At 55.2% G+C, this 22545-nt stretch carries 23 protein-coding genes and 3 tRNA genes; 12 read left to right on the top strand and 14 right to left on the bottom strand.

Going from position 1 to position 22545, the window contains the following annotated elements; genetic code table 11:
• Nucleotides 1-133 precede the first annotated feature (133 nt).
• Nucleotides 134-370 (top strand): hypothetical protein, encoded by a 237-nt coding sequence (locus tag NR201_RS05735; RefSeq protein ID WP_223565690.1) that lies wholly within the window; start codon nt 134-136, stop codon nt 368-370.
• A 135-nt stretch (nt 371-505) separates the two neighbouring features.
• On the opposite strand, the gene NR201_RS05730 is transcribed toward NR201_RS05735, so the two are convergent.
• From NR201_RS05730 to uvrY, 6 genes are all read right to left on the bottom strand, one after another.
• Nucleotides 506-592 (bottom strand) — tRNA-Leu (locus NR201_RS05730).
• A 10-nt stretch (nt 593-602) separates the two neighbouring features.
• A tRNA-Cys gene (locus NR201_RS05725) sits at nt 603-676 on the bottom strand.
• A gap of 40 nt (nt 677-716) precedes the next feature.
• Nucleotides 717-792 (bottom strand) — tRNA-Gly (locus NR201_RS05720).
• A gap of 150 nt (nt 793-942) precedes the next feature.
• Entirely contained in the window at nt 943-1491 is a 549-nt protein-coding gene (pgsA, locus tag NR201_RS05715; RefSeq protein ID WP_010246604.1) for a CDP-diacylglycerol--glycerol-3-phosphate 3-phosphatidyltransferase, read from the bottom strand.
• A 69-nt stretch (nt 1492-1560) separates the two neighbouring features.
• A complete protein-coding gene (uvrC, locus tag NR201_RS05710) occupies nt 1561-3393 on the bottom strand; it encodes an excinuclease ABC subunit UvrC (RefSeq protein ID WP_256849479.1) in 1833 nt (610 codons plus the stop codon).
• A complete protein-coding gene (gene uvrY / locus NR201_RS05705) occupies nt 3386-4045 on the bottom strand; it encodes a UvrY/SirA/GacA family response regulator transcription factor (protein WP_010246608.1) in 660 nt (219 codons plus the stop codon). Before uvrY ends, uvrC begins: the two co-directional genes overlap by 8 nt.
• 432 nt (nt 4046-4477) lie before the next feature.
• On the opposite strand from uvrY, the gene NR201_RS05700 reads away from it, so the two are divergent.
• Nucleotides 4478-4702 (top strand): DUF2594 family protein, encoded by a 225-nt coding sequence (locus tag NR201_RS05700; protein ID WP_003849983.1) that lies wholly within the window; start codon nt 4478-4480, stop codon nt 4700-4702.
• A gap of 35 nt (nt 4703-4737) precedes the next feature.
• Here the strand turns inward: NR201_RS05700 and NR201_RS05695 are convergent, their stop codons facing one another.
• The 3 genes from NR201_RS05695 to NR201_RS05685 form a co-directional block, all read right to left on the bottom strand.
• A complete protein-coding gene (locus NR201_RS05695) occupies nt 4738-5349 on the bottom strand; it encodes an acyl-homoserine-lactone synthase (protein ID WP_029518973.1) in 612 nt (203 codons plus the stop codon).
• A 122-nt stretch (nt 5350-5471) separates the two neighbouring features.
• Complete coding sequence (sdiA, locus tag NR201_RS05690; protein ID WP_089414392.1) at nt 5472-6194, bottom strand: transcriptional regulator SdiA; 723 nt, start codon at nt 6192-6194, stop codon at nt 5472-5474.
• 1169 nt (nt 6195-7363) lie between these two features.
• Complete coding sequence (locus NR201_RS05685; RefSeq protein ID WP_122458921.1) at nt 7364-8059, bottom strand: extensin family protein; 696 nt, start codon at nt 8057-8059, stop codon at nt 7364-7366.
• A gap of 286 nt (nt 8060-8345) precedes the next feature.
• On the opposite strand from NR201_RS05685, the gene cycA reads away from it, so the two are divergent.
• Nucleotides 8346-9740, top strand: coding sequence for a D-serine/D-alanine/glycine transporter (gene cycA / locus NR201_RS05680; RefSeq protein ID WP_256849478.1), 1395 nt, complete (start codon nt 8346-8348; stop codon nt 9738-9740).
• 46 nt (nt 9741-9786) lie between these two features.
• Here the strand turns inward: cycA and NR201_RS05675 are convergent, their stop codons facing one another.
• Both NR201_RS05675 and rutR read right to left on the bottom strand, forming a co-directional pair.
• Nucleotides 9787-10761: a metal-dependent hydrolase gene (locus NR201_RS05675; protein WP_256849477.1), complete on the bottom strand. Its 975-nt coding sequence runs from the start codon at nt 10759-10761 to the stop codon at nt 9787-9789.
• A 38-nt stretch (nt 10762-10799) separates the two neighbouring features.
• On the bottom strand, nt 10800-11435 hold the full coding sequence (gene rutR, locus NR201_RS05670) for an HTH-type transcriptional regulator RutR (RefSeq protein ID WP_003849991.1): 636 nt from the start codon (nt 11433-11435) through the stop codon (nt 10800-10802).
• Nucleotides 11436-11741: 306 nt separating this feature from the next.
• On the opposite strand from rutR, the gene rutA reads away from it, so the two are divergent.
• Genes rutA through rutG form a run of 6 tightly spaced genes read left to right on the top strand, consistent with a single transcriptional unit; the run spans nt 11742 to nt 16681 of the window.
• Nucleotides 11742-12833 (top strand): pyrimidine utilization protein A, encoded by a 1092-nt coding sequence (gene rutA, locus NR201_RS05665; RefSeq protein ID WP_010669800.1) that lies wholly within the window; start codon nt 11742-11744, stop codon nt 12831-12833.
• Nucleotides 12833-13546 (top strand): pyrimidine utilization protein B, encoded by a 714-nt coding sequence (gene rutB, locus NR201_RS05660; RefSeq protein WP_033767366.1) that lies wholly within the window; start codon nt 12833-12835, stop codon nt 13544-13546. Before rutA ends, rutB begins: the two co-directional genes overlap by 1 nt.
• Before the next feature lie 20 nt (nt 13547-13566).
• A complete protein-coding gene (gene rutC, locus NR201_RS05655; RefSeq protein ID WP_010246626.1) occupies nt 13567-13962 on the top strand; it encodes a pyrimidine utilization protein C in 396 nt (131 codons plus the stop codon).
• The gene (rutD, locus tag NR201_RS05650) at nt 13962-14771 is read left to right on the top strand and encodes a pyrimidine utilization protein D (protein ID WP_157351827.1); all 810 of its coding nucleotides are present in this window, start codon (nt 13962-13964) and stop codon (nt 14769-14771) included. The genes rutC and rutD overlap by 1 nt, the downstream gene beginning before the upstream one ends.
• Before the next feature lie 19 nt (nt 14772-14790).
• Entirely contained in the window at nt 14791-15306 is a 516-nt protein-coding gene (gene rutF / locus NR201_RS05645) for an NADH-dependent FMN reductase RutF (protein WP_029518970.1), read from the top strand.
• Nucleotides 15307-15352: 46 nt separating this feature from the next.
• Complete coding sequence (gene rutG, locus NR201_RS05640; protein ID WP_033779456.1) at nt 15353-16681, top strand: pyrimidine utilization transport protein G; 1329 nt, start codon at nt 15353-15355, stop codon at nt 16679-16681.
• Nucleotides 16682-16685: 4 nt separating this feature from the next.
• On the opposite strand, the gene NR201_RS05635 is transcribed toward rutG, so the two are convergent.
• Complete coding sequence (locus tag NR201_RS05635) at nt 16686-17600, bottom strand: DMT family transporter (protein ID WP_010669796.1); 915 nt, start codon at nt 17598-17600, stop codon at nt 16686-16688.
• Between the two features lie 96 nt (nt 17601-17696).
• Nucleotides 17697-17870 (bottom strand): general stress protein, encoded by a 174-nt coding sequence (locus NR201_RS05630; RefSeq protein WP_010246636.1) that lies wholly within the window; start codon nt 17868-17870, stop codon nt 17697-17699.
• 300 nt (nt 17871-18170) lie between these two features.
• Between NR201_RS05630 and wrbA the strand changes: the two genes are divergently transcribed.
• The 3 genes from wrbA to NR201_RS05615 are packed head-to-tail and all read left to right on the top strand — an operon-like array spanning nt 18171 to nt 20448.
• Entirely contained in the window at nt 18171-18770 is a 600-nt protein-coding gene (wrbA, locus tag NR201_RS05625; RefSeq protein ID WP_022625914.1) for an NAD(P)H:quinone oxidoreductase, read from the top strand.
• A 20-nt stretch (nt 18771-18790) separates the two neighbouring features.
• Nucleotides 18791-19021, top strand: coding sequence for a YccJ family protein (locus tag NR201_RS05620; protein ID WP_010246639.1), 231 nt, complete (start codon nt 18791-18793; stop codon nt 19019-19021).
• Nucleotides 19022-19074: 53 nt separating this feature from the next.
• The gene (locus NR201_RS05615; RefSeq protein WP_010246640.1) at nt 19075-20448 is read left to right on the top strand and encodes an NAD-dependent succinate-semialdehyde dehydrogenase; all 1374 of its coding nucleotides are present in this window, start codon (nt 19075-19077) and stop codon (nt 20446-20448) included.
• Nucleotides 20449-20513: 65 nt separating this feature from the next.
• Here the strand turns inward: NR201_RS05615 and agp are convergent, their stop codons facing one another.
• Complete coding sequence (gene agp, locus NR201_RS05610; RefSeq protein WP_256849476.1) at nt 20514-22262, bottom strand: bifunctional glucose-1-phosphatase/inositol phosphatase; 1749 nt, start codon at nt 22260-22262, stop codon at nt 20514-20516.
• Between the last annotated feature and the right edge of the window lie 283 nt (nt 22263-22545).

Genomic DNA, 22545 nt, shown 5'->3' with positions numbered 1-22545 from the left:
ATCAAAAAAGAGGTGCCGCCGCCTGTAGGCATTGATTATTCAGCTAACCTTAAGTTTCAGGCAGCCTGTTCCGACCGGGACTTATGGCCAACATTACGCAGAGGTCAAGACTATGCCGTCAGGACAATTTTACGTGGTTGATCAACCCGAACTGAATTTTACCGCCAATTATCATATTGATACGGTCAATGATAAACCCTACCCCTCGCGGATGGTACTGGAGATCCGGAAGCAGTCACAGCCCACCGACGCCTTTGATGATATCAGCATCGGCCATGAAGTGACCTTTGTCTCTTCCAGTGGTGAGGCGCAACGGATGGTGCTGGTGAGTGACACTGATGATGAGCTGGTGTTCAGCTCCCGGGGCTGATGCCGGCTTATACCGCTAAACAGAGGTTGCAGTCGCCATATCCGCCAGATAGCAGGCACAAAAAAACCGCCCTTGGGCGGTTACGACATTACTGCATATTGCTTTTATTTTATTAGATTTTCTTCGGCAGAAATATGGTGCCCGGGGCGGGACTTGAACCCGCACAGCCTTACAGCCGAGGGATTTTAAATCCCTTGTGTCTACCGATTTCACCACCCGGGCAGGGTGTAACTGGAGGCGCGTCCCGGAGTCGAACCGAGGTACACGGATTTGCAATCCGCTGCATAGCCACTCTGCCAACGCGCCTTAAACTGATGTGCCGTCAGGTTAACCTGACCTGCGAATCTGGAGCGGGAAACGAGACTCGAACTCGCGACCCCGACCTTGGCAAGGTCGTGCTCTACCAACTGAGCTATTCCCGCAATTCAGCAATTTCGTCGAACCTGCTGATTTTATTTATCTTCTGGCAGCCTGGCTGCCGTTCGATGCGATGCATTCTACTTAGATGACGCAATGAGTCAATAAAATTATCCTCACAGCGCGTCCGTTTGCTGCTTTTTAAATCGTATCGATCACGGTTCGAGCAGATCGCCGCGCGCGGCGCTTAAATACTGGAACATAGACCAGAAAGTCAGCACGGCAGCAATGTATAACGCCACCACACCAATCGCCACGACGGTGGCATCAGGACGCCACAGCAAGGCAAACAGTGAGAACATCTGGGCAGTGGTTTTCACTTTACCAATCCAGGAAACCGACACGCTGCTGCGTTTACCAATCTCCGCCATCCATTCACGCAGCGCAGAGATAATGATCTCGCGTGCAATCATGGTGGCGGCGGGCAGCGTAATCCACCAGGCGTGGAAATATTCCGCCACCAGCACCAGCGCAATGGCCACCATCACTTTATCCGCTACCGGATCGAGAAACGCACCAAAGCGTGTTGTCTGCTTCCAGCGGCGCGCCAGAAAGCCATCAAACCAGTCGGTGATGGCAGCAAAAACAAAAATCAGTGCAGTCGCCAGCGGCGCCCAGGTGAACGGCAGATAGAAAGCCAGCACAAAGAACGGGATGAGCACGACTCGAAACAGGGTGAGACACGTCGGGATGTTTAATTGCATATGCCGGTAACTGTCTGGATATAGGTAGAATTTAGCCTATGTTCCTACATTGCCCCCCCCGTTTCAATGCTAGTGTTTCAACGAGTAGTATATTTTTTCTGCCAGAGCATGTGAGATACCGGGTATATTGGCGATCTCCTCCACTGACGCGTTCATCAGCGGTTGCAGGCCCCCCATGTACTTGAGCAGTTGCTGACGCCGTTTCGGCCCCACCCCTTCGATGCTTTCCAGTGCGCTGGTGTTCTTTACTTTGGCCCGTTTTTTACGGTGGCCTGAAATGGCATGATTGTGAGCGTCATCACGAATATGCTGGATCACATGCAGCGCTGGTGCATCGGGTGGCAGCGAAACGCCCTCACCTTCCGCTTCAAAGAACAGCGTTTCCAGTCCGGCTTTACGATCGCTGCCTTTCGCTACGCCGAGTAAAATCGGCCGGCTTTTGTCCCAGGGCACATCCAGTTCCGCGAAGACCTGCTTCGCCTGAGACAGCTGGCCTTTACCGCCATCGATCAGAATCACATCCGGAATCTTATCTTCTTCTATGGCTTTACCATAACGGCGGCGTAACACCTGATTCATGGCGGCGTAGTCATCACCCGGCGTAATGCCGCTGATGTTGTAGCGACGATAATCGGCACGCAGCGGACCATTCTGGTCGAACACTACGCAGGAGGCGATGGTCTGCTCACCCATGGTATGACTGATATCGAAACACTCCATGCGTTTAATTTTGTCCAGCTCAAGAAACTCCGCCAGCGCCATCAGCCGCTGATGAATTGTGGAGTGCTGTGACAGCCGCGTGGTTAACGCCGTCGCGGCGTTGGTGCGCGCCAGTTTGAGATAACGGGCGCGATCCCCGCGCGGCTTGCTCTGGATACTCACCCGACGCCCGGCCAGCTCACTGAGCGACTCAGCCAGCAGTTCACGCTCTGGCAAGGTAAAGTCCAGCAGAATATCGCCAGGCAGCGTACGTGCCTCACTGCCCTGCAGGTAGAACTGCCCGACAAAGGTCTGAACGACCTCAGCCAGATCGGTATCGACGGGCACTTTCGGGAAGTAGCTGCGGCTGCCTAACACTTTGCCCTGACGGATAAACAGCACGTGGAGACAGGCCATGCCCGCTTCATAAGCCACACCCATCACATCAAGGTCATCACCCTGATTCGAGACAAACTGCTTTTCGGTGATCCGTCGCACAGCCTGAATCTGATCGCGCAGGCGTGCCGCCTCTTCGAAACGCAGGCCCGTGCTCGCCTCTTCCATCCGTTTGACCAGCTGGTTGAGAACCTGATCGTCTTTACCCGCAAGGAACAGACGCACGTAATCGGTCTGCTGCGCATACTCCTCCTCACTGACCAGTCCCGCGACACAGGGACCCAGACAGCGACCAATCTGATATTGCAGACAGGGCCGGGAGCGATTGCGGTAGACGCTGTTTTCGCACTGGCGGATAGGGAAAACTTTTTGCAGCAGCCCCAGCGTTTCACGCACCGCATAGCCGTTGGGGAACGGGCCAAAGTATTCGCCTTTGGCATGCTTTGCACCACGGTGCATCGCCAGTCGCGGATGGGTATCGCTGCTAAGAAAGATGTAGGGGTAAGATTTATCGTCGCGCAGCAGCACGTTGTAGCGCGGCTGATAGAGCTTGATGTAGTTATGCTCAAGCAGCAGCGCTTCGGTTTCGGTGTGGGTTACGGTGACATCGATGTGCTGGATATTACTAACCAGCGCTTCGGTTTTGCGACTGCCGACCTGAGTGCGGAAGTAGCTGGTCAGACGCTTCTTCAGGTCTTTGGCTTTGCCCACATAGATGACGGTGCCTGAGGCGTCATACATGCGGTAAACACCGGGCTTGCTGGTTACCGTACTCAGAAAGGCTTTGGAATCAAAAACGTCATTCACTACTGATTAACGGCTCCGCATTATAGAGGCCATGTCGAATGGCCAGATGCGTTAACTCTACATCGCCACTGATATTCAGCTTGCTGAACATCCGGTAGCGGTAACTGTTAACGGTTTTAGGACTGAGATTTAACTGCTCGGAAATTTCCGTCACCTTTTGTCCACGGGTGATCATCAGCATAATCTGCAATTCCCTTTCCGACAAACAGCTGAAGGGGGATTCCGCTTTTTGTGGCTCAATCTGGCTCAGCGCCATCTGCTGAGCGATATCTGAAGCGATGTAGCGCTGTCCGGCATTGACCGAGCGAATCGCATTGATCACCTCCTGCGGCGCAGCCCCTTTACTGAGGTAGCCTGCAGCCCCCGCCTGCATCACTTTCGCAGGCAGCGGATTTTCCGTGTGAATGGTCAGCATGATGATTTTGATATCGGGATTGTAACGCACGATTTTGCGCGTCGCCTCCAGTCCACCGATGCCCGGCATGTTCATATCCATGAGGATCACATCAACCTGATTGGCACGGCACCACTTAGCGGCATCCTCGCCACAGTTGACCTCTCCGACCACGGCCAGACCTTTGACATCCTCAAGGATGCGACGGATTCCGGCACGGACAAGTTCATGGTCATCAACAAGAAGCACACTGATCAACGGGGAAACTCCAGAGGCTAAAAAAAGAGGAATCAATTAACGAATACAGGCGATAATCATACCCGCTTTTACCTCAAAAGCACATCAACAAAGCAAAACAGTCGACGCTTCGCATAACGATTTCCAGCCCCGTGCAGCCAGCAATAACAGAGATTTCTTACAACCGACAGGCGTACTGAATAATCCTTAAACTCTTACTATTTCATGGTATTAACACCAGACTTTGCTGTGCCTTATCGCTGCAGGCCCTTGCGATTTCTGGCCCGGCAACACCTGTAATTACTTTCAGCGATTGATTAGTTGTACTGGACAAACCAGCTGTTTATAGCGAAGCGAACCGGCTGCTCCAGCAACTTACTGACCCTGTGATATACTCACGCACTGCTGTTCGGACAGATTGCCGACACATTGTCATTCACCAAGGAGAAACGCATGAGCGATGAAGATTTTGCAACTTCGCAGGAAGCCCGGAAATTAGCGGATGAAATCGCGGGTCTGAAGATGATGATTACCCTGATCCTGAAAGGTATGGGCCAGGCTGATGCCGGCAAAGTGATTATCAACATGGAACGCTATGTACAGACGCTGGGCGACAAGCCTCAGGCGGAAGTATTCAGCAATACCATTAAGCAGATCAAAACAGCCTACCGTCAGTAAGCTTGCTTGCCCCCACAGCCGCGGGGGCAAATTAATTAGCTGTGCGCCTGCCAGTTAACCGAAACGCCCAGCGTAGGCAGCACCTCTTCCGGACTAAAGCGCCGCGTTCCCCGATACTTTTCAGCCAGCGCTGGCTGAACCACCGGAATACGGATCGCAAACAGATTATCTTCTGACAGAATAAGTCCCGGCGTCAGCGGCTCATACACCACCTGATGCTCTTCAAACATCTTCTCCAGCATCGGCGTTGCCGAACTGATGATGTATTCCATACCGTTCAATTCTGCCAGCTGCACGGCGTGCCAGAGAATATTCAGTGGCAGTTCAGCGTCCACATCCAGCCGTGCCGAGAAGCGCGACATTTCCCACACTTTCTCATGGCTGAAAGGCAGTACGATGCCTTCACTCAGTTCAGGTTCGAACCAGGGCATCAGACGCGCACAGCCGCTGATGCCCTCCCGCGCATTCCATGCGATCAGCCAGGTGACATCTGAACGATCGTAGCGATCATATTCCTGTCCTGGCGTGCTCAGACGTGGCGGAATTGACCACCCTTCGCCGCGCGCAAAGACGCTGTATCGGTAGCTGCCGAGTTCGGCAAGCAAAGAGGATGGCATATCCTTTAATTGCGTTTGCACTATTTTCATCATGCGCCTCTGACATCCCCATGTTTGCAATGATTTCTTTGCGCCAGCCTGGCAAAGTCCCGGCGCAGGGTAGACAACAGACCTGTGCAAAGTAACGGCGAAATGTAGCCGTTGCTTTATGTTCAGATCAGTCCGATTGCCGCTGCATAGCAGGCAATCTGCGTTTTATTGGAAACATTGAAACGCTTTTGCATATTTTTTTGGTGAAAGTTAACGGTATGTTCAGAGATGGATAAAATAAGTGAAATTTCGACCGCCGTTTTTCCTTCGGCTGTCCATTTCAAAATTTCCAGCTCGCGCTGACTAAACTCTTTTTTTAGTACCATCATTGCATCATCGCTAAAGCGTTCCAGCGTATCCAGACTTAGTTCCGCTAAAAGGTGTAGTTTCACCTCCAGCTCAGCATGGCAGAGCTGGACAGAAATGGGCTGTTGCGACGATATAGATAATATACCAATGACGCGATTTGGTGCCATTGCAGAGCAAGAAAATCCGCTCTGCAGCCCATATTCTCTCGCCTCATGCCACAAATTGCCGGCGTCGGCGAAGAGTTCCTCCGTCCACGCCATGCCTTTGCCCGGTCGCTGACACAACCTGAGCACCGGATCGACAGCGTAATAATTCTGCTTCTCATAGCGTTTAACCCATAGTTTGGGATAGGTGCTATGTAAATGAATACGCGGTCGGGTAAAAGGCACCGGGTGCTGAATCAAAAAGGCAAAATAATCGAAGCCTAATGATTCAATAAATTGTTGCAATAACGGCTTCAATTCAGAAGAAACCGTTAATGCCTGAAATTGTTCTTTCGCCTCAGCTCGCCAGGCGAAATAATTTTCAGTACTCATATTGCCTCAGCGTTAATTTCACTCGCCCTTCCGGTAATATTCATTCAGATTCATCGGATAAAATAAATTTGCAGAAGAAAACTAATTTATCGTGCAGGACGAACCTGTCCCGATCTACAGCGCATTTAACCTTTCACCGTTGGAGCGGAGTGAAAAAGTGTTCCTGCCTTTACAAGGTGAGGCCGATCACAGCAATTTCAATCACCCCAGGAGAATAAGATTTTTCTGATAGGATTTCAATCCCTGACCTCCAGTGCAATTTTATCTCAGACCCGAAACGTCTGCTGAAAATATTGAATCGCGATGCTGATTGTTGGGTAAATAACGAGTAAACAAGGCGTTAATTACTCCGTTATAAGCGAAGCGGCAGTGACAAATTTCTGACATATTTTTTATCAGGAAATAAGCCCGGCACTCTCTTTGCAGCATCAGGACCGGTTTCGTCAGACGATCCCTCAGCCCCTGTGGCGTCTGTTGAGGCTGCTAACCGGCATGCTGCCCGCGCCACGCGCTTGCCGGTGAAAGACCTGTCCCGGTTTTCAGTGGCAGCCCTGTAAGCGTAACGATGTGCTGTTTAATAAACCTTTTCTGGTCTCCCCTGCCCGACCATGCTCTGTGCCCGTCGATTCACATGCTGCTGTGGTTTATCGACTTATCTGACTGCGAATACCTGATCCAGGACAGCGCGTCCGTAAAAGTCGCCTTTACTTACTCTGCTGTCTGACCGCAATACGTGGCGGAGATCACTATTTATGGCGTAATGCTCAACACTGACTCTATTTTAATCAGTTAAATCACTTTCCCGATAGTCACGCAACTAAATCATATGAAAATAAATTTGCAGGAAAAATCCGTTCTTTTCTCAATCACGCACGCTTTATTTATGCGATACCTTTCCCTTATTTCTGCTAGCGCAACCGTGAAATAATTTCATCATGCCGCCAGCAGGCGCTGAGCAAATGAGGCTGAGAATCTGCACATGGGTTTTATCCCGCAGGCATCGTTTTATTCTTACAGATGGCCCTGAAATCGGCTTTTTTATGCGCATCCTGACCTGTTGTCAGACTATTTCAGTAAGGGTTCAGGTTCAGCAATGATAACTGGATGGGTTTTACTGGCACCATAAGAACATTTCTTAATCAAACACGGTATTAATCCTGTCTGATGATTTATCGGCAGTAGCCTGCACCACGCATACCCAGATGAAAATGTGAGGCATGAGCGGCGTTATAGTCCGGCCCCAGCGCATTGCCGAATACCTCACAGCCGCCACGCCACAGCGTATGAAGCATTGCCGCTTTTTCTTCCGGCTGTTGCCAGTGACGATTGACCTCAAGCCGCTGGCCATCAGCCAGCTGAAAGCCTGTCACATCCCAGGCATCGGCGGTGGCATGTTCACTGAGCCGCCCCTGGGCACGATGATAAATATTACGGCAGGCGTAACTGCCGACATGGGTAATTCGTACCAGTGGACTGTGCAACTCTCTGGCGGTCTGTTCACGACTGCGCAGAGCATACATGGTGCTGGCGACGGCCATAGGACAGCTGGCCAGAAAGCTGCTGCTGAGGCTGACCGGGCCAAATTTCTGAACCCGCAGCGGATGACTGAGCGGACAGTGACCCGTGACGTCCGGACGCTCGCTGAAGCTGACCCAGCCCGCCTGTTGAGCGCGGCGCATCACCGCCAGACATGCGTCGGGATCGCTGGCCAGCCTTTTCATCTTAATCTGCGTCATCCAGCCCGGCGGATCGGTAACAGAGAGTGGCGTAAAGGGATTAAACTGCGGCGGCAGATGCTGCTTAAGCCAGGGTAAGCTGACCCATCCCAGCGCAAGCAATAGCAAAAACAGGATAAGCGTGCGCATAGTCCCTCTCGCAGCATGATGATTAGCAAACAAAAAGTGTAGAAGCCCATCGCCCTTCACGCCGCCTGACTGACATAACGTGATGAATAATTACCCAGGCTGACGAAGGTTTGAACAAAATCGCGCTTTATTGCCGCTTCCGGGATGGCAGGCATCACAATTGGTAAAAAAGCGTTACCCGATTCCGGCTCTCTTCCTCTATCTTATGCCGACTTGCCCTCAGGCAGACGCCTTGACTAACAGCCAGCAGAGCTGAACACAACATCACGACAGGAAAGACAATTCTATGGTTGATCAATCTAAAGAAACCGCAAGCACCCACGAGACGCCCGATAAACTCCAGCGCAATCTGCACAATCGTCACATCCAGCTGATCGCCATTGGTGGCGCTATCGGTACCGGCCTGTTTATGGGCTCAGGTAAAACCATCAGCCTGGCTGGCCCCTCGATCATTTTTGTCTATATGATCATCGGTTTTATGCTGTTCTTTGTGATGCGCGCCATGGGGGAGCTGCTGCTCTCCAACCTTGAGTACAAATCCTTTAGCGATTTTGCCGCTGATCTGCTTGGCCCGTGGGCGGGCTACTTTACCGGCTGGACCTACTGGTTCTGTTGGGTGGTAACTGGCATTGCCGACGTGGTGGCAATCAGCGCCTATTTCCAGCTCTGGTTTCCGGGCTTCTCGATCTGGATGAGCGCCCTGCTTTGCGTGGTGGTTTTTCTGGCGCTCAATATTGCCACCGTCAAGCTGTTTGGCGAGATGGAGTTCTGGTTTGCGATCATTAAAATCGTCGCCATTGTGGCACTGATCGTAACCGGGATTGTGCTGGTATCGATTCACTACCCCTCACCGGGCGGCGGCACAGCGTCACTCAGCAACATCTGGGATCACGGCGGCATGTTCCCGAAAGGCCTCAGCGGCTTCTTTGCCGGCTTCCAGATTGCGGTGTTTGCCTTTGTCGGCATTGAACTGGTGGGCACGGCAGCGGCTGAAACCCACAATCCGCATAAAGTGTTACCGCGCGCGATTAATGCGATTCCGTTGCGGGTCATTATGTTTTACGTGCTGGCGCTGATGGTGATTATGGCGGTAACGCCCTGGACCCAGGTGATGGCCGATCGCAGTCCGTTTGTTGAGATGTTCGTTCTGATTGGTCTGCCTGCGGCTGCGAGTATCGTTAACTTTGTGGTGCTGACTTCTGCCGCCTCCTCAGCCAACAGCGGCATCTTCTCCACCAGCCGTATGCTCTATGGCCTGTCGCAGCAGGGTGTGGCCAGCCGCGCCTTTGGCCGACTCTCTGCCCGTGCGGTGCCGACTACCGGCCTGTTTTTCTCCTGCCTGTGCCTGCTGATTGGTGTGGCGTTGATCTACCTGATCCCGGATGTAATGAAGGTCTTCACGCTGGTGACCACCGTCTCGGCCATTCTGTTTATGTTCGTCTGGACCATCATTCTGTGCAGCTATCTGGCCTACCGTAAAAAGCATCCGCAGCGCCATGCGGAGTCGGCATTTAAGATGCCGCTGGGCAAATTCATGTGCTGGGTCTGCATGGCATTCTTCGCATTTGTGCTGGTGCTGCTGGCGCTGCAGGAAGATACGCGCCAGGCGCTGATGGTTACGCCACTCTGGTTTGCCCTGCTGGGTGTCGGCTGGATGCTGCGTAATCGTCGTAGCCGCTAATCGGTAATATCATGAACAAAGCCCGGTCAGATGACCGGGCTTTTTTTTACAGGCGATCGCCCAGCGCAGAGAAAATGGCGGATAAAGAGGGGCGTTCATAAGGTAAGCGCTGCGGCCGGGGATCGGGCTGCTGAGGCGTGCCCAGACCAAAGGTGAAGGTATACTTATCGCCTTCGCCCATGCGCAGGTCGGCAATCGTCGTCTGCCCGTCCTGCTCACGCAGCGCGTAGAAGCCGTGGCTGAACCAGGCGACACGTTCTGCATACCAGCTGCCCCGAAAGGCGTCGAACAGTTCAGGATGACGCGGGTACCACGCCACCTGCAGTGGCCGTGAGGGCGACAACAGCGACCAGTAAACTTCGCCATAGCGATCCGGCGTCATAATCACGCTGCGCCATACCAGCGTATTAAAGGCCGTCGGCGTCACCAGCACTTTATTGTCCGGAATACCCTGCTCCGCCAGCGACGCTCTGATCTGCCAGCCTGCGACGCCCTGAATCACCACGCTCCAGACCAGATAAAGGGTACTCAGCATCAGCCCGAGCCGGTTTCCGCGCAGACCTTTATCACTGCGCCGCCAGAGCGCGACGCCCAGGCCTGCCAGCAGCGGCAGGGTATAGAGTGGATCGACGATGTAGATACTGCCGATGGCATAAGGATAATCGGTGATCGGCAGGCCAAGCTGGGTGCCATACACCGTCATCAAATCGAGCAGCGGATGGGTAATCAGCGCCAGCCAGATGGCAGGCCACCATGCTGCCCACTTCACCCGCTGACGAAACAGACCCGCCACCAGCCATGCAATCAGTGGCGAGAGCAGCGAGAGCCAGAGCAGCGCATGCGTTTCCGTGCGATGCAGGGTCATGTTGCGTATCGCATCGCCATGATCAAGAAAGACATCGAGATCGGGTAAGGTGCCGCAGACGCCGCCCACCAGCGCGGCCTGCCAGACCGGTACCCGACGTCCCATCACTGCGACACTGACTGAGGCACCCAGCACCAGTTGCGAAACAGAATCCATTGATTAACTCCGTACCTGAACCGTGAATGTATCCTGAATTAGCGTACGCGAATCCCTTCGATGATCATGCGCTGCACGTTATCAACAGCCTGATCGAAAAATGCCGGATCGCTGAGCGTCTGGCCGGTAACGGCCTCAACCTGAGTGGCAAAATCGGCGTAATGCTGCGTGGTGGCCCACAGCATAAAGATCAGATGCTGCGGCTGTACGCCTGCCAGTCGTCCTTCATCAATCCAGCGCTCAATAATTGCCGCTTTGTCATCTACCAGCTGCTTAAGATCGCCTGCCAGCTCCCCTTTCAGAAGCGGAGCACCCTGCAGCATCTCCAGACAGAAGAGCCGGGAAGCCTGAGGATGATCGCGCGACACTTCCAGCTTCAGCCGGATGTAGCGCCGAATCGCGACCAATGGATCCTGATCGTGCGCCAGCGCGCGCAACGGTGCCAGCCAGACATCCAGAATCTGCTTAAGCACTGCCACATAGAGCACTTCTTTAGAGGGAAAATAGTAGAGCAGATTGGTTTTAGAGACATCGGCCAGCTCGGCCACCTTATCGAGGCTGGTGCCGTGAATGCCAAACTGTGAGAAGAAGGTTAATGCCGCTTCCAGTATGGCGGCCCGCTTCGCTGCGACCGCACGCGAACGTCGCGTTGGCTTTTTTTCATCGGTATTCACACGTTTACCTCATCCTTCTGGTGTCAGCGCATCATAGCAAAGGGATTCATCGCTGCCCAATCCGCGCCCTGCACCTTTTTTGCTCAGCCTGCATGGAAAACGTGCAGCGAATTTTGACCAGACGGTCTGAAATGGACCAGTTACTCCACTTACCTCTTTCGGGTTAATTTTAACTCACTGTTATATAAAACAATAAAAAAAGTGGCACACCGTTTGCAGAATTGTGACTGAGCGCGGCCCACACGGACGATGCAGGATGCAGTGCAGCGCGTGAAACACCTTTCCCCCATCGCAACGAGGTTTCACATGAAGATAGGCGTCTTTATTCCGATTGGTAACAATGGCTGGCTGATTTCGTCCAATGCGCCGCAGTACATGCCGACCTTTGAACTGAACAAAGCGATCGTGCTGAAAGCAGAGCATTACCATTTCGATTTTGCGCTCTCGATGATCAAACTGCGCGGCTTCGGCGGAAAAACCGAGTTCTGGGATCATAATCTCGAATCGTTCACCCTGATGGCAGGCCTGGCCGCCGTGACATCACGCATTGAGATCTACGCCACCGCCGCCACCCTGACGCTGCCTCCGGCGATTGTGGCGCGCATGGCCTCCACCATCGATTCCATTTCAGGCGGTCGCTTTGGCGTCAACCTGGTGACCGGCTGGCAGAAGCCGGAATATGAACAGATGGGAATGTGGCCTGGCGATGAGTACTTCAGCAGCCGCTACGCTTATCTGACCGAATACGTTACCGTGCTGCGCGACCTGTGGGGCACCGGAAAATCGGACTTTAAAGGTGAGTTCTTCACCATGAACGACTGCCGGGTGAGTCCGCAGCCGCAGCGCCCGATGAAAGTGATCTGCGCCGGACAGAGCGATGCCGGTATGGCCTTCTCTGCTCAGCACGCCGACTACAACTTCTGCTTTGGTAAAGGTGTTAACACGCCTGCCGCGTTCAGCTCTACCTCGATTCGCATGAAGCAGGCCGCTGAAAAAGCGGGCCGCGATGTCGGCTCCTATGTGCTGTTTATGATCATCGCTGCTGAAACGGACGAAGAAGCGCGGGCGAAGTGGGAACACTACAAAGCCGGTGCGGATGAAGAGGCGCTCTCCTGGCTCACCACTCAGAGTCAGCAGGACACCAAATCGGGCAGCGACACCAATGTGCGCCAGATGGCGGATCCGACCTCGGCAGTCAATATCAATATGGGCACCCTGGTGGGGTCGTATGCCAGCGTAGCGCGGATGCTGGATGAGGTTGCGCAGGTCGAAGGCACCCACGGCGTGCTGCTGACGTTTGATGACTTCCTGCAGGGTATCGAGAACTTCGGGCAGCACATCCAGCCGCTGATGGCCTGTCGCAGCGCCCTGCTCGACGCACAGCAGGAGGTGGCATGATGGCTACCGTTTATTGTGCTCACACGCCGGATGTTCCCCAGGTTGAACTGCCGGCGCGGCCAGAGCCGATCGCCTTTCCGCCTGGCCAGACCGCGCTGATTGTCGTGGATATGCAGAACGCCTACGCCACTGAAGGCGGCTATCTCGATCTGGCGGGCTTCGATGTTTCCGCCACCAAGCCGGTGATTGCGAAAATCTATCAGGCGGTGACGGCGGCCCGTGCGGCAGGCGTTCAGATCATCTGGTTCCAGAACGGCTGGGACAGTGACTATGTAGAAGCGGGCGACGCTGGTTCCCCCAATTTCCACAAATCGAATGCCCTGAAAACCATGCGTAAACGGCCTGAACTGCAGGGGTCGCTGCTGTCAAAAGGCGGCTGGGATTACGCGCTGGTCGATGAACTGGTGCCACAACCCGGTGACATCGTGCTGCCGAAATCGCGTTACAGCGGCTTCTATAACACCCCGCTCGACAGCATGCTGCGCAGCCGCGGGATCCGTCATCTGATGTTTACCGGCATCGCCACCAACGTCTGCGTTGAATCGACGCTGCGCGACGGCTTCTTTCTGGAGTACTTCGGCGTGGTGCTGGAAGACGCCACTTATCAGGCCGGCCCGCCCTTTGCTCAGCAGGCTGCCCTGTTCAATATCGAAACCTTTTTTGGCTGGGTATCGGATGTCGATACCTTCTGCGAAAGCCTGAATGCCCGCTAATCCACGATAAGGACGACGCTATGCCGAAAAGTATTATTGTTCCGCCAGGCACCACCACCCCCATCGCCCCGTTCGTTCCCGGCACGCTGGCGGATGGCGTGGTCTATGTCTCGGGTACGCTGCCGTTTGATGCTGACAACAACGTGGTGCATGTGGGTGATGCCGCAGCGCAGACACGCCACGTGCTGGAAACCATTAAAAAGGTGATTGAGACCGCCGGTGGCAGCATGGCCGATGTGACGTTTAATTCGATTTTTATCACCGACTGGTCGAACTACGCCGCGGTGAATCAGGTTTATGCCGAGTACTTTCCCGGCGAAAAACCGGCGCGCTTCTGTATTCAGTGTGGGCTGGTCAAGCCTGACGCGCTGATTGAGATCGCCAGCGTGGCGCACATCGGCAAAGCGGAGGTCTGATGCAGCTGGATATTCTGGGTCTGCAAAATCCCGATGCACCGACACTGGTGCTCTCATCCGGTCTGGGCGGCGTGGCGGGTTTCTGGCAGCCGCAGCTGGCCGCGCTAACGGCACGCTATCGGGTGGTGACCTATGACCAGCGCGGCACCGGTCGCAGCGCTGACAGCCTGCCGGAAGGCTACAGCATGGCGATGATGGCGTCAGAACTGGCCGCCGCGCTGGCGCAGCACGGCATCCTGCGCTTCAGCCTGATCGGTCACGCGCTTGGCGGTCTGATGGGGATGCAGCTGGCGCTGGATTATCCGGATCGGATCGAACGGATCGCGGTGATCAATGGCTGGCTGGCGCTGCATCCCCATACCCGTCGCTGCTTTCAGGTACGCCAGGACCTGCTGCTCAACGTCGGCGTCGAGGCATTTGTCCGCGCTCAGCCGCTGTTTCTCTATCCTGCGGAGTGGATGGCACAGCATCAGACACGGCTGGATCAGGAAGATAGCCATCACGTCGCACATTTTCAGGGGATGGAAAATCTGATGCGGCGGCTGCACGCCCTGATGAGCGCCGACTTCAGCGCGCGGGCTGCTGCCATTCCACAACCGGTGCTGGTGATCGCCAGCCAGGACGATCTGCTGGTGCCGTGGAGCTGCTCAACTGAGCTGGCCGCGGCGCTGCCCAATGCGACTGAACAGATGATGGCCTGGGGCGGCCACGCCATGAGCGTCACCGCCCCCGAAAACTTTAATGCCCTGCTGCTGCAGTGGCTGGATCAGACTGATGACGTGCAGCCGCTGCAGCGCGTCGTCGGATAACCTTTTCGCGGAGAACACGATGAGCCTGGATACCCTTACCCCTGCCGTTGAGAAAACTGAGTTTCGTAATGCGATGTCGCGGCTGGGTGCTGCGGTCAACATCATCACCACTGAAGGCCCAGCCGGACGCGCAGGCTTTACGGCCTCGGCGGTGTGCAGCGTCACGGATTCGCCGCCGACGCTGCTGGTCTGTCTTAACCGCTCTGCCTCGGTTTACCCGGTGTTCCGCGAAAATATGCAGCTCTGCGTCAATACGCTGGCGGCGGGCCATGAAACGCTCTCCAATCTTTTCGGCGGCAAAACGCCCATGGCTGATCGTTTTATTGCCGCTGAGTGGTCAACGGCCGTGACCGGCTCGCCAGTGCTGAGCGGCGCCGTCGCGTCCTTTGACTGTCGCATTACTCAGATTGTCAGCGTCGGTACGCATGACACGCTGTTCTGCGAAGTCGTGGGGTTAGTGCGCAATGATGACACCCACGGTCTGGCGTGGTTTGACCGGGGATACCATCCCCTGTTGCGGCAGGATGCCTGTTAACGCTTCCCTGAATCCCACCGGCATTCATAACGCTCTGGAGTAGACGATGGCACGATCCTGGTTTCCGCAATGGCAAAAGAAGTCGGCATTAACAGAAAACGGTATTATCGCCCCGGATGAGACCCTGCCTCTGGGGCAGACGCTGGTGCTGGGTTTACAGCATGCGGTGGCGATGTTTGGCGCAACGGTGCTGATGCCCCTGCTGATGGGGCTGGATCCCAATCTGGCCATTCTGGTCTCGGGTATAGGCACGCTGCTGTTCTTCTTTATCACCGGCGGTCGGGTGCCCAGTTATCTCGGGTCGAGCGCTGCCTTTGTCGGCGTGGTCATTGCGGTAACCGGCTTCAGTGGTCAGGGGCTGAATCCCAATCTCAGCGTGGCGCTAGGCGGCGTGATCGCCTGCGGCCTGCTCTACACGCTGATTGGTCTGGTGGTGATGAAGTCCGGCACGCGCTGGATTGAAAATCTGATGCCGCCGGTCGTGACCGGTGCAGTGGTGATGGCTATCGGGCTGAATCTGGCCCCGATTGCGGTTCACAGCGTCTCCGCCTCGTCATTCGACAGCTGGGTTGCGGTGATGACCGTACTCTGCATTGGTCTGGTAGCGGTATTTACCCACGGGATGATTCAGCGACTGCTGATTCTGGTCGGCCTGATTCTGGCCTGGGCGATCTATGCGCTGCTGACCAACGGTCTGGGGCTGGGTAAGCCGGTCGATTTTACGATGCTGTCACAGGCCGCCTGGTTTGGCCTGCCGCACACCACCGCTCCCACCTTTGATCTGCAGGCGATGGTGCTGATCGCCCCGGTGGCGATCATTCTGGTGGCTGAAAACCTCGGGCATCTGAAAGCGGTGGCGGGTATGACCGGACGCAATCTCGATCCTTACATGGGACGCGCTTTTGTTGGCGATGGCCTGGCCACCATGCTCTCCGGCTCGATCGGCGGCAGTGGCGTCACCACCTATGCCGAAAATATCGGGGTGATGGCGGTGACCAAAGTCTATTCTACGCTGGCATTTGTCGCCGCGGCGGTCATCGCCATCCTCGCCGGTTTCTCGCCGAAGTTTGGTGCGCTGATCCACACCATTCCGGCCCCGGTGATTGGCGGCGCATCCATTGTGGTGTTCGGGCTGATTGCGGTAGCAGGTGCCCGCATCTGGGTGCAGAACCATGTTGATTTAGGCCAGAACAGTAACCTGATCATGGTGGCGACCACACTGGTGCTCGGCGCCGGTGATTTCGCGCTGAAAATCGGTTCTTTCACGCTGGGGGGTATCGGTACCGCCACCTTTGGCGCGATTATCCTTAATGCGATTCTGCGCCGACGCAGTGCGGCAAAGCAGGACAAGCCCCTGGCGCGACAGCAGGGTTAACGACCTACTCCAGCGGTGTGGCAGCAGGCTGCACCGCTTTTTTTCGTTTCAGCCGCAGCTCACTGACGATCACCCCGCAGACGATCAGCGCGCCGCCCAGCAACGCCAGCGCAGGCAGGCGCTCACCCGCAATACGCCCCACGACGCCGGCCCAGACTGGTTCCCCGGCATAAATCACCGTGGCGCGGGTCGGCGAAACGCTGCGTTGCGCCCAGTTCATGGTGACCTGAATCAGGGCGCTGGCCGCACCCAGCCCCAGCGCGCTGAGCAGCAGCGGCGTTGAGATGGCAGGCACCGTTTCCCCATTGGGGATCATCAGACCAAAGGCGCACAGCGACGCCACCGCCAGCTGGATCAGGGTCACACGGCGCACATCGACCTTACCGGCATAGCGGCTGATTAAGATGATCTCGGCGGCGATCGCCAGGGTACTGATCAGCGTCGCTATTTCACCTGCATTCAGAGTGATGCGACCATCCTGCGGCCCGGCCACCAGCAGCAGGCCGGTAAACGCCAGTACAATCCCCAGCCACGACATCAATCCCGGCGGACGGCGCAGAAACAGCCATTGCAGCAACGGCACGACAGGGACATAGAGCGCGGTGAGAAAGGCGGACTGACTGCTGGAGATGGTCTGCATTCCCCACGTCTGAAGACCATAGCCCCCGGCGATCGACAGGCCAATCAGCGCACCCGCTTTCACCTCCAGCCAGGTCATGCCTGCCAGATAGCGGCGGAAAAAGAGCGCCAGCAGCAGCGCGGCGGTGGCAAAACGCAGGCCGACAAAGAAAAACGGGCCGGAGTGCTGCATCGCACGATGCACCACCAGAAAGGTGCCGCCCCAGATCATGGTGATGAAAAGTAATACCAGCTCCTGCCGCGTCAGGCGCAGGGTTAAACCGCGGAGTGTGTCCGACATAATTCACCTGATGATGTGTCCGGACAATATTGTGGGGAGAGCGAGGGGGAAAAGCAACGACGTTAACCGCCGGTCTCAACCGGCGGCAGTGTGGGGTTATGCGTCCGGTTTTTTAGGGCTGCTGCGTCCCCCTTTCTCCCCGGCGCGCGCGGCGCGCTGCGGATCGTTTTTAAAATTACCGCCGCTGTTTTTTCCCCCTTTACGTCCCGCTTCTGCGGCACGTTCACGGTTTTCAGCAAAATTTCCAGAACCCCCACGATGTGTTGTCATGATTTGCTCCTGTCGCGTAGTGCGATAATTAAGAATTAAAAACAGAGGGCTGACGGCCCGAAACGCGAGCTCAGCCCATGTTTAAATAATAGCCAGATTATCCTTTCACTCGTCCGCCAGTCACATTTAGCAACAGAGTAATCACCAGAAATTTGGCTAAACAACGAACACTCTGCCGACTTACAACCGATTAGCTGCTGATTTATTGCCCGACTCCTCCGTTCCGGCTTCGGCATCGCCTGCGTAAAATGAAAGCTCTTCTATACTTTTTCTGGACGTCAAAACCATCTGGAGAGATCAATGGCTAAGATTCTGGTGCTCTACTACTCGATGTACGGACATATTGAAACAATGGCGAACGCGGTTGCAGAAGGCGCTCGTCGGGTTCCCGGCGCGGAAGTGGATATCCTGCGGGTACCAGAAACGATGGAGGCCGATCGCTTTGCCCAGGTGGGCGGCAAAACCGATCAGCAGGCGGCAGAAGCCACGCCTGAGGTGCTGCCGCACTATGACGCGATTATCGTCGGTACCCCGACCCGCTTCGGCAACATGGCCGGACAGATGCGGACATTCTGGGATCGCACCGGCGGACTCTGGGCGTCAGGCGCGCTGTTTGGCAAGGTTGCCAGCGTCTTTACCTCAACCGGCACCGGCGGCGGACAGGAACAGACCATCACGTCTGTCTGGACCACCCTGGCGCATCACGGCATGGTGATTGTGCCAATCGGCTACGGAACCAAAGAGTTGTTCGATATTTCACAGGTTCGCGGTGGAACGCCTTATGGAGCCACCACCCTGGCGGGCGGCGATGGTTCGCGTCAGCCTACCGAAGCGGAACTGAATATCGCCCGTTTTCAGGGCGAACATGTTGCCGGACTGACCGTCAAACTGCAGGACTGATTTAATCAAAGGAGAAAAGTATGTCTACTGAACAATCGAAAGCACATCACGTTGGCGAATGGGCAAGTCTGCGTCATACCTCCCCTGAAATTGCCGAGGCCATTTTCGAAGTGGCTGACTACGATGAAAAACTGGCAGAAGAGATCTGGCGTCAGCAAGGCAGTGATGACGTGCTGATTCGCGCCTTTGAAAAAACCGATAAAGATCTCCTGACCTGGGATGACAAGCCCGTAGAACGTAAGAACGTCTGATTCAGGGGCGGGACTTTCCCGCCCTCAATTTTTAGCTCACCAAGGAGTACGTTATGTCTTCCTATCAAAGCATTAATCCCGCAAACAACCAGTTGCTGAAAAGCTGGCCGTCACACGATGAAGCCGCCGTCAGCCATGCCCTCGAAGTGGCCGATCGCCTTTTCCATTCTTCATGGAGCAAAGGTGATATTCAGCCGCGTCTGCAGGTACTGAAAAAACTGGCTGACCTGATTGATAGCCGCGCGGAAGAACTGGCCACCATCGCCAGTAAAGAGATGGGTAAACTGATTGGTCAGAGCCGCGGAGAAGTGAAAATCTGTTCGCAGATTGCCCGCTACTACGCAGAGAATGCGGAACGTATTCTGCAGCCGCAGTCCTATCCCAGCGATCTGGGCGAAGCCTGGGTTGAGTATCATCCGATTGGCGTTTTAGTCGCCGTCGAGCCGTGGAACTTCCCTTACTATCAGCTGATGCGCGTGCTGGCACCTAATCTGGCGCTGGGTAACCCGGTGCTGGCAAAACATGCCAATATCGTGCCGCACTGTGCCGATGTCTTTGAGAAGCTGGTTCGTGAAGCGGGTGCGCCTGAAGGGGCCTGGACTAACCTGTTCATCTCCACCGATCAGGTCGCCGCTCTGATTGCTGACGACCGGGTGCAGGGTGTCGCCCTGACCGGATCCGAGCGCGCTGGCAGCGCCGTGGCTGAGCAGGCCGGTAAGCATCTTAAGAAATCGACGCTGGAGCTGGGTGGCAACGACGTGTTTGTGGTGCTGGATGATGCCGATCTCGACGAAGCGGTACGTCAGGGTGTGCAGGCTCGCCTCAGCAACTGCGGCCAGGTCTGTACCGCCGCAAAACGTTTTATTCTGCATGAGAAGATTGCCGATCGCTTTATCAGCCAGTTCAGCGCCGCGCTGAGTTCTGCCACGCTGGGCGATCCGCTGGATGAAAAGACCACGCTTGGCCCGCTCTCCTCCGCTGACGCGCGTGATCGCCTGGTGAAACAGGTAGACGAAGCCGTCGCCAATGGCGCAAAACTGGTTACGGGCGGCAAAGCCGTTGAAGGTGCAGGTTGCTACTATCAGCCAACCATTCTCACTGGCATTACCCCGGATAATCCCGCCTATTATCAGGAGTTCTTCGGTCCGGTCGCGCAGATTTATGTCATAGGTGACGATCAGGCGGCTGTGGCGCTGGCGAACGACTCTCACTATGGTCTGGGCGGCTCGGTCTGGACACGCGATATTGCACGGGGTCGTAAACTGGCCTCTGCCATTGAAACCGGCATGGTGTTTATCAACTCTCAGAGCGACACCTCAGCGGAACTGCCCTTTGGTGGCGTGAAACGTTCAGGTTATGGCCGTGAGTTGTCTGATCTGGGTATCAAAGAGTTTGCTAACCAGAAACTGGTGGTCGTGGCGGGTTAATCGCCTTACAGCCATAAAAAAACCCCGTCTCGACGGGGTTTTTTATTATCAGCCGGATAGCACGATTACTGTGTTGCCACAGCTGCTGACTTTGATTCGTCGTTGTGCGCTGTTGCAGGCATGTTCGAGGCGTTAGCCTGGTCAGCCGCACCTTTATCGGCACTGGCTGATTTCGCTGCCGCGTTGTCCACTTTCGCTTTCTCAGCGGCGGCTTTATCCGCTGCTGCCTTGTCCGCTTTTGCCTTCTCAGCGGCGTCTTTATCGGCTGCTGCCTTGTCCGCTTTTGCCTTCTCGGCTGCTGCTTTATCGGCTGCTGCCTTGTCCGCTTTTGCCTTCTCGGCTGCTGCTTTATCGGCTGCTGCCTTGTCCGCTTTTGCTTTTTCAGCGGCGGCTTTATCGGCTTCAGACTTCTCAGCGGCAGCTTTATCGGCGTCAGCCTTCTCTTTCGCCGCGGTCGCTTTATCCGCTTCAGCCTTATCAGCAGCAGCGTCATTGGTCGCTGCGGCTTTCGCACTGTCGTCGTCAGACTGGGCTGCCGGTTGTGGTGCCGCCACTGGCTGCATTGGCGTGCCCTGCAACGCAGCATTCAGCACCTGAGAGAACTGATCCCAGCTGCAATAGCCGTTTGCATCGGTCTCACAACCCGCCAGCTGCAGCGTAACGCGCTTCGGTGGGTTCTTCAGGCTCAGCACGTCTGCGTTGCGCAGCTGATCGGCGCTCTGATAGACATACTCAACTTTGAGCAGGTCTTTATCGTTTTTCGCATCATGCCAGCGTTCGAAAACAACCTGACCGCCAATCGGCGTTTTTTCGAAGGTATCAGGCAGTTCATAAGGCTTGACCTGCAACGCGCTCAGCAGCGAGGCGATGTTTGAGTCATGGCCTACCATCAGCGTAATTTTTGGCGCGTTGGCTTTGTCCTGGTCCACTAACTGACTGCGGATGTAGTCCACCAGCGGTGCCGCCACTTCACGGGAAATGTCCGGGCTGGTAAACAGCGCATCCTGGTAACCATTTTTAATCGCTGACAGCTCTTTCCACTGCTCAGGCGTTTTGATCTGACCCCATGCAACCTGATCCAGCGGGAAACCTTCGTAATATTGCAGCGTGAACGCATCCATCAGGGAATTCCCCGTTTTCAGCGGGCCACTGACATTCGGTTCTTTACCATTTTCAGCGCTGAAGGTGTTCTGACCACTGCTGAGATCGCACTGCTTTTTATTGTTGCAGGCAGGAGATGCTTTGTAGTCAACAATCTTTTCCAGGCGCTGGAAGGCAGGCTTCAGCGACAGTTTTTCATTTGCAGCGGCCATCTCAGCCAGCGCTTTCTTGTTGAATGCTTCACTGCCATCTGTGATAACCGGATTGAAGATAGGATCCATGGAACCCATTTCATCCTGATGAGAGACCGCGACGTCACAGCCCGGGAAGGCGCCATTAACAAAGAACTGGGCGGTGGCCACAGTGCGCTGCAGGCTGTTGGCGTAAACAAAGACGTTATTGCTGTCAGGACAGCTGCCGTTCTTCACCAGGCCCTGCTGTGCCAGCCACTGACGGGTGTAGTTACCCATGTAGACTTCCAGCACACCACCTTTGGTGGTCAGCTGTCCGCCGGGAACATCCCACTGCGGCCAGCTCTTTTTGGTCGACTGCGCCAGCACGCTGCCATTATCAGCCAGCGGTGCACGCAGATTGTGACGACTTAACATCAGCACCTGTTGCAGCTGCATATCACCCTCAGCAGCAAATGCTACCGTTCCGACCGGCAATGCAGCGAGCACTGACAATGCGCAAAGACTCAGTTTCTTGATCATTGTGCCTATTCCATTCATTCAGTAAAGAAACACTCTGGCTATCAACCCATTAGCTCGCCTCAGAGCGATGTAATCAACAGTGTAACTCAGCTCGCCTCAGAAAAGCGCCAGATGTTTGCAAAAACGGTGAGAGGACTATAGCAGAGATGCACCGGAGAGATGAATGCGCAGCCACGCGTCACAGAGAGTGGCACGCTTTTTTCAGACAGGAAGAAGTAACAGTGAGGGCAGAAACGAAACAGGCCAGCACTGAGTGCTGGCCTGTAAAATGTGGCGGAGGAGG

The organism is Pantoea sp. Fr-CA_6 (assembly GCF_024520895.1).
GTDB lineage: Bacteria > Pseudomonadota > Gammaproteobacteria > Enterobacterales > Enterobacteriaceae > Pantoea > Pantoea agglomerans.
The sequence above is the reverse complement of the archived record's forward strand: the minus strand, read 5'-3'. Positions and strand labels throughout refer to the sequence as shown.